Source organism: Chitinophaga sp. (assembly GCF_036569125.1).
Lineage (GTDB): Bacteria > Bacteroidota > Bacteroidia > Chitinophagales > Chitinophagaceae > Chitinophaga.
The window spans coordinates 1-5,562 of the sequence record NZ_DATCRF010000548.1; the positions used below are offsets into that span (position 1 = coordinate 1).

The 5,562-nt window shown below is 46.0% G+C and carries 4 protein-coding genes; 2 read left to right on the forward strand and 2 right to left on the reverse strand.

Annotated elements, in window-relative coordinates; genetic code table 11:
* Positions 1-250: 250 nt before the first annotated feature.
* Together VIM87_RS20580 and VIM87_RS20585 are read right to left on the reverse strand one after the other, a co-directional pair.
* Positions 251-874 carry an energy transducer TonB gene (locus VIM87_RS20580; RefSeq protein WP_331998825.1) on the reverse strand — a complete coding sequence of 208 codons (624 nt, stop codon included), beginning with the start codon at positions 872-874 and terminating at the stop codon, positions 251-253.
* A 151-nt stretch (positions 875-1,025) separates the two neighbouring features.
* Positions 1,026-2,045, reverse strand: coding sequence for an amidohydrolase family protein (locus VIM87_RS20585; RefSeq protein WP_331998826.1), 1,020 nt, complete (start codon positions 2,043-2,045; stop codon positions 1,026-1,028).
* 451 nt (positions 2,046-2,496) lie between these two features.
* Here VIM87_RS20585 and VIM87_RS20590 point away from each other — a divergent pair, with 451 nt between their 5' ends.
* Positions 2,497-3,426 (forward strand): phosphoribosylaminoimidazolesuccinocarboxamide synthase, encoded by a 930-nt coding sequence (locus tag VIM87_RS20590; RefSeq protein ID WP_331998827.1) that lies wholly within the window; start codon positions 2,497-2,499, stop codon positions 3,424-3,426.
* 224 nt (positions 3,427-3,650) lie between these two features.
* Positions 3,651-5,447: an ABC transporter ATP-binding protein gene (locus VIM87_RS20595; RefSeq protein WP_331998828.1), complete on the forward strand. Its 1,797-nt coding sequence runs from the start codon at positions 3,651-3,653 to the stop codon at positions 5,445-5,447.
* Positions 5,448-5,562: the final 115 nt, after the last annotated feature.

Sequence of the window (5,562 nt, forward strand, 5' to 3'; positions counted from 1 at the left end):
AACAATGCCGGCTTTCTGTATGATCAGCAGTAAAAATGAAAACTGTGTGTCCTTTGATCTCTTAATTTAAAACGAAACTTTTAAAAAATAACTGTCATAAACTGATCAAATACAGAGCGCCCGTGCTCACGAAAACAGACATCATATACCCTGGACAAGCAGGCAACAACATCACATTCAAAACAATAATAGAAAATAGCCGCGGGAACCCGGAACGCCTTTCGGTAACAGGCCCCTGGAAAGTAACTGATTACTGTTGTTGTAACAGGAACTTAACCGGCAGCTCAAAGTACATGCTTACAATACGTCCGTTATACGCAACAGGCGAAAACTTCAGCTGTTTTGCAGCATCTACGGCAGCTTCTTCCAGGCCATAACCCAGTTTGGTCATCGGCTCCAGCTCGCTGATCTTGCCGTCACTGTTCACTACAAAAGATACATACACGGTACCGTTAACACCGTTCTCCTTAGCTTTGAAAGGATACTTCAGGTTAGCGTACAGGGAGGCAGTAGCATCAGCCAGCTGTTGTTGCTGCTCCTGGGAGTACGTGATGGTAGTGAATACAGTATCAGCCTTGCCATTACGCTGGCGGATCCAGTATGCGTCAGCCACGGTGTTGTCCTGGATGGTGTAACCGTGTTGGATCTGACGGCTGTCAAAATAATTGTAAGACCAGCGGCCTGGTTTCATCAGGTTCTCGCCGCCTTCTCCGTTCAACTGCACAAAGGTGTTTGTACCATTGTCCCCTTTGTTGATAATAAAACGGATAGCACCATTCTTGTAATAAACGGTGTCATTTGACGCCTTAGATTGCAGAGAACAGCCTAGCGCCATAACTAAAAGTACGGCTGCTCCTAAGAATTGCTTCTTCATAGGTCGTTGTTTTATTGAATTAGAATTGTTAATGCTTCTTTCATGTTTTCTTAGTAAGTCGGTGTGTTCGGCAAGCTTTTCCATAGCTTTAGATTTTTAATTGATTACTATTTGTTTCACCGGCATTTGTGTCCCCCACAAATACTGTTTCTTAATCCGGAAATACGCTTTTATCAATCCCCGGAATGATCTTCAATGCATTTTTATAATAGATCTTTTTTAAGATCCCGTCCGGCAGCTGCATCCCATACATCCGCCAGAACGCATGATATTTTTTATGGTACGGAAAGTACTCATCCGCTGTTTCCAGCACACGGAAGTAAGTAGCATATTCCGATGGCACCCAGGAATCTTTCCCGAAAAGGATGCGGTCCTGGTATTTTTCAAAGAACGCGCGGGCCATAATGGGCTGCCGCCCCAGCTCCGCTATCACTGCTCCAAACTCCACATACATATTAGGTATCTCCTCCATCAGCGCCGCCAGTTTTGCCAGGTCGTTTGCATACCAGCCAAAATGGGCGTTAATGAAGGTGGTTTGCGGATGTTTTTTAAACATCCTGTGCTGTTCTTCAATGATCTGTTCCCAGGGCGCAGGGTCTTTAGGACCTCTTTGCCTGCCGGGGTGGGAGGCCAGCTCCAGCCAGCGCTCATTTTTTTCATCCATGGGCTCCCAGAAAGGTGCAGGGTCTGCCGCATGAATTAGTACCGGTATCTTCAGCTCTCCGCATTTGTCCCAGATGGCGTCCAGCCGCGGATCATCGATCGGTACCCTTTTACCGCTGTTATCCTTCACACTCAGTCCCAACGTCTTAAAGATCTTTAGTCCATTGGCTCCGTTCTTAACATCCTGCTCCAGCTGCTGTACCGCTTTGTTGGTCCAGCCCTGCTGCCCGATGCCGTCAAAGTCAATGTTGGCAAACACTATGAACCGCTTTGGCGCGTGTTCCCTGATATTGTCTGTCATTTTTTTAAGCTGGCTGCCATTGCTGCCGCTTAAGTTCACCATTACCTGCATATGAAGGGCGTCCATTTCTTTTACGAGCGCCCCCAGATCCTGGCTACCCATATTCCACTGATGATTGTGTACATCAATGAACGGATATTTGGCTCTGGTGAGGATATGTTCCGGCACCTTCAGGGTGGAAACCGGGTCATATTTCTCAAAATCCATATGGCCATTTTGGCTCGATTGGCCTTGTGCACAACCGGTGATTATCAGCCCGATATGTAGCAAAAGCGAGTACCTGCTTAGGTTCTGGGTCATAGTTGAATCACGTCTCAAATTACGAATTTTTAATAAATACTAATAATTAATATAAGATTTTTTATTCTATTAATAATTAATATCACATATTAACATCGTTTTCAGATGATAACTAATTTTAAATCATCATATATTATATATGATCTGTGATGTGTAAATTTTTTTCCGCCTAACCGGATAAAAGGAGGGGGCATTGTGGGAATTTTGTGGGCCGCATGTTGGGATTTTTTTATTGAGGATGGATTTTTCAGTCTCAAATTTTACCGGGTAGACGTTTTATTGCTTACAGGCTGTATTTTTGCGCATCGTTCATTTACGTAAACCATTCATTTCAGTTAATTTATAATTTTTCTTCCTGATGCTTACACCTGATTTCAAATTTCCGGGACAAACAGCCTTCTATAAAGGCAAGGTACGCGACGTATATACTATTAACGACCAGCTGATGGTAATGCTGGTGAGCGACCGTATCTCTGCTTTTGACGTTGTACTGCCTAAGCCCATTCCTTACAAGGGACAGGTTTTGAACCAGGTAGCCGCCATTATGCTGGAAGCCACCAAAGACATTGTGCCTAACTGGGTTAAGTCTGTGCCTTTGCCAAATGTGACCATCGGATTGAAGTGTGAGACCTTCCCCGTGGAAATGGTAGTACGTGGTAACCTTACCGGCCATGCATGGAGAACGTATAAAAGCGGTAAACGCGAATTATGCGGTGTACAGCTGCCCGAAGGCCTGAAAGAGAATGATTTCTTTCCCACACCTATTATTACACCCACTACCAAAGCGCACGAAGGGCATGATGAGGACATTAGCCGCGAGCAGATCATAGCACGGGGCGTGGTAAGTGAAAAAGAGTACACCCAGCTGGAAAAATATGCGCTGGCATTGTTTGAGCGTGGTAAAGAGCTGGCAGCCAAACGCGGCCTTATCCTGGTAGATACCAAGTACGAGTTTGGTAAGATCGGCGATACCATTTATGTAATTGACGAGGTGCACACCCCGGATTCATCCCGTTACTTCTACGCAGAAGGCTACGAGGAGAACCAGAAAGCCGGTAAAGCGCAGAAGCAATTAAGTAAAGAATTTGTACGCGAGTGGCTGATGGAAAAAGGCTTCCAGGGCAAAGACGGCCAGCAGGTGCCTGAAATGGACGAAGCTTTTGTAAAAAGCGTAAGCGACCGTTACATAGAGCTGTTTGAAAATATCACGGGCCAAAAATTTGTAAAAGAAGAGGTAAGCCCTGCGGATATAGAAAAGAAAATTATCGAGACGCTGCGGAAAGCATAAAGCAGAAAGCAGAAAGCGGAAAGCAGAAAGCGGAAAGCAGAAAGCGGAAAGCTGAAAGCGGAAAGCAGAAGGTGGGAAGCTTTGAGCTTTACGCTTTCTGCTTTCCGCTTTTTAATTACCTTTGTACACGTGAAACCTGTAGCCGGAAACCTGTAATCCTGATAAGCAACAAACGCTAATCTATTAATTATTAATTCTTAATTATTAATTACGACGGTAAAGAAATGAAGCACCTTGCAGCGCTGAATATATACTTTGTAAAATATAAATGGTTGTTCATACTCGGGCTGCTGTTCACTTCCATTTCTATTGTATTCAGCATTTTTCAACCCGTAATGGTACGGCAGATCTTTGACCTGCTGGCGCAGAACCTGGATAACTACCGCATCATCAGCGATACCGGGATCAAGGGCGTATTCCGTTCCGACTTTACCCGCGTGCTGGCCTTTTACGGCGTTACCATTTTACTCTCTGCCTTACTAAGCGGCTTTTTCATGTTCCTGCAGCGGCAAACGCTGATCGTAATGAGCCGCCATATTGAATACGACCTCAAGAACGATATTTACCAGCAATACCAGCGGCTGGACCTCAACTTTTTTAAAATGCACCGCACCGGCGATATGATGAGCCGTATTACGGAAGATGTATCACGGGTGCGCATGTACGTAGGGCCGGCCATTATGTATGCGGCCCGCACCATCCTGATGCTGGTCATGATCGTGTACCTGATGGTAAAGGTGAACTTTACCCTTACCTTATATACTTTATCGCCCCTGCCGGTGCTGGCGCTCACCATTTATTATGTGAACCGCATCATTCACCGTAAAAGCGAACGCATACAGGCGCAGCTCTCCAACCTAACCTCTATTGCACAGGAATCTTATTCCGGCATCCGCGTAATAAAATCATATGTGCAGGAAGATGCTACGGCGCAGCACTTTGCGCAGGCGAGTGAAGATTACAAGCAGAGCTCTGTTAGCCTTGCCAAAACAGATGCGCTGTACCAGCCTGCCATGTCGCTCATGATAGGCCTGAGCGTTATACTCACCATTTTTATCGGCGGCATACAGGTGATACATGGTAATATTACCGTAGGTAACCTGGCGGAGTTTGTGATCTATGTGAACATGCTCATTTTCCCCTTCTTCTCCATAGGATGGGTAGCCTCCATGATCCAGCGCGCCGCAGCATCGCAGCAACGTATTAATGAGTTCCTGCAGCTGGAGCCTACTATTAAGAATAAAGAGAACGCACAGGCCATACCACTGAAAGGCAGCATCCGTTTTGATAAGGTGTCGTTTACATACCCTCATACAGGTATCCAGGCTATTAAAGATTTTGAGCTCACCATTGAACCCGGACAAAAAGTAGCCATTATAGGCCGCACGGGTTCCGGTAAGTCAACCCTGGCGCAGCTACTGTTACGCATGTACGATCCGCAGCAGGGCCGGGTGCTGTTAGACGGCCACGATATCCGCGACCTGCGGCTGGAGAGCCTGCGCGGCCAGATCAGCTATGTACCGCAGGATGTGTTCCTGTTCTCAGATAACATTACGAACAATATCCGGTTCGGCGCACCTGCGGCCGACCTGGAAGCCGTAAAGCAGGCGGCCCGCCAGGCCTCTGTGGAAAAGGATATCCTGAATTTCAATGAAGGCTTTGATACCATGATCGGGGAGCGGGGCGTAACCCTGAGCGGTGGCCAGAAGCAGCGCATCTCCATTGCACGGGCCCTGATCATGGATCCCAACATCCTGGTTTTTGACGATTGCCTGTCCGCCGTGGATGCCCGTACGGAAAAAGAGATCATTGGTAACCTGTACGCCTATCTGAAAGATAAAACTGCCATTATTATCACACACCGCATCTTTGCGCTGTTTGAGTTTGATAAAATAATCGTTCTGGACGAAGGCCGGATCGTAGAAACGGGAACGCATGAACAATTAATGACATTAAACGGCTACTACGCTGAGCTGTACGCCCGGCAACAATCCGGGGAGGAGGAAGCTGTAACTGAATAGAAATCATTTTTTTACATATACCGCTGGCCCTTTATCGGGAACTCTTTTTGATCACTTATCAAAATCATTTAAAATTATTTTGATATTTGTAAACTAATAGTATATTTGTTTCTTA

Coding starts and splice junctions, on each gene's coding strand:
- VIM87_RS20580 (WP_331998825.1), bottom strand. CDS start 874: ATGAAGAAGCAATTCTTAGGAGCAGCCGTACTTTTAGTTATGGCGCTA.
- VIM87_RS20585 (WP_331998826.1), bottom strand. CDS start 2,045: ATGGATTTTGAGAAATATGACCCGGTTTCCACCCTGAAGGTGCCGGAA.
- VIM87_RS20590 (WP_331998827.1), top strand. CDS start 2,497: ATGCTTACACCTGATTTCAAATTTCCGGGACAAACAGCCTTCTATAAA.
- VIM87_RS20595 (WP_331998828.1), top strand. CDS start 3,651: ATGAAGCACCTTGCAGCGCTGAATATATACTTTGTAAAATATAAATGG.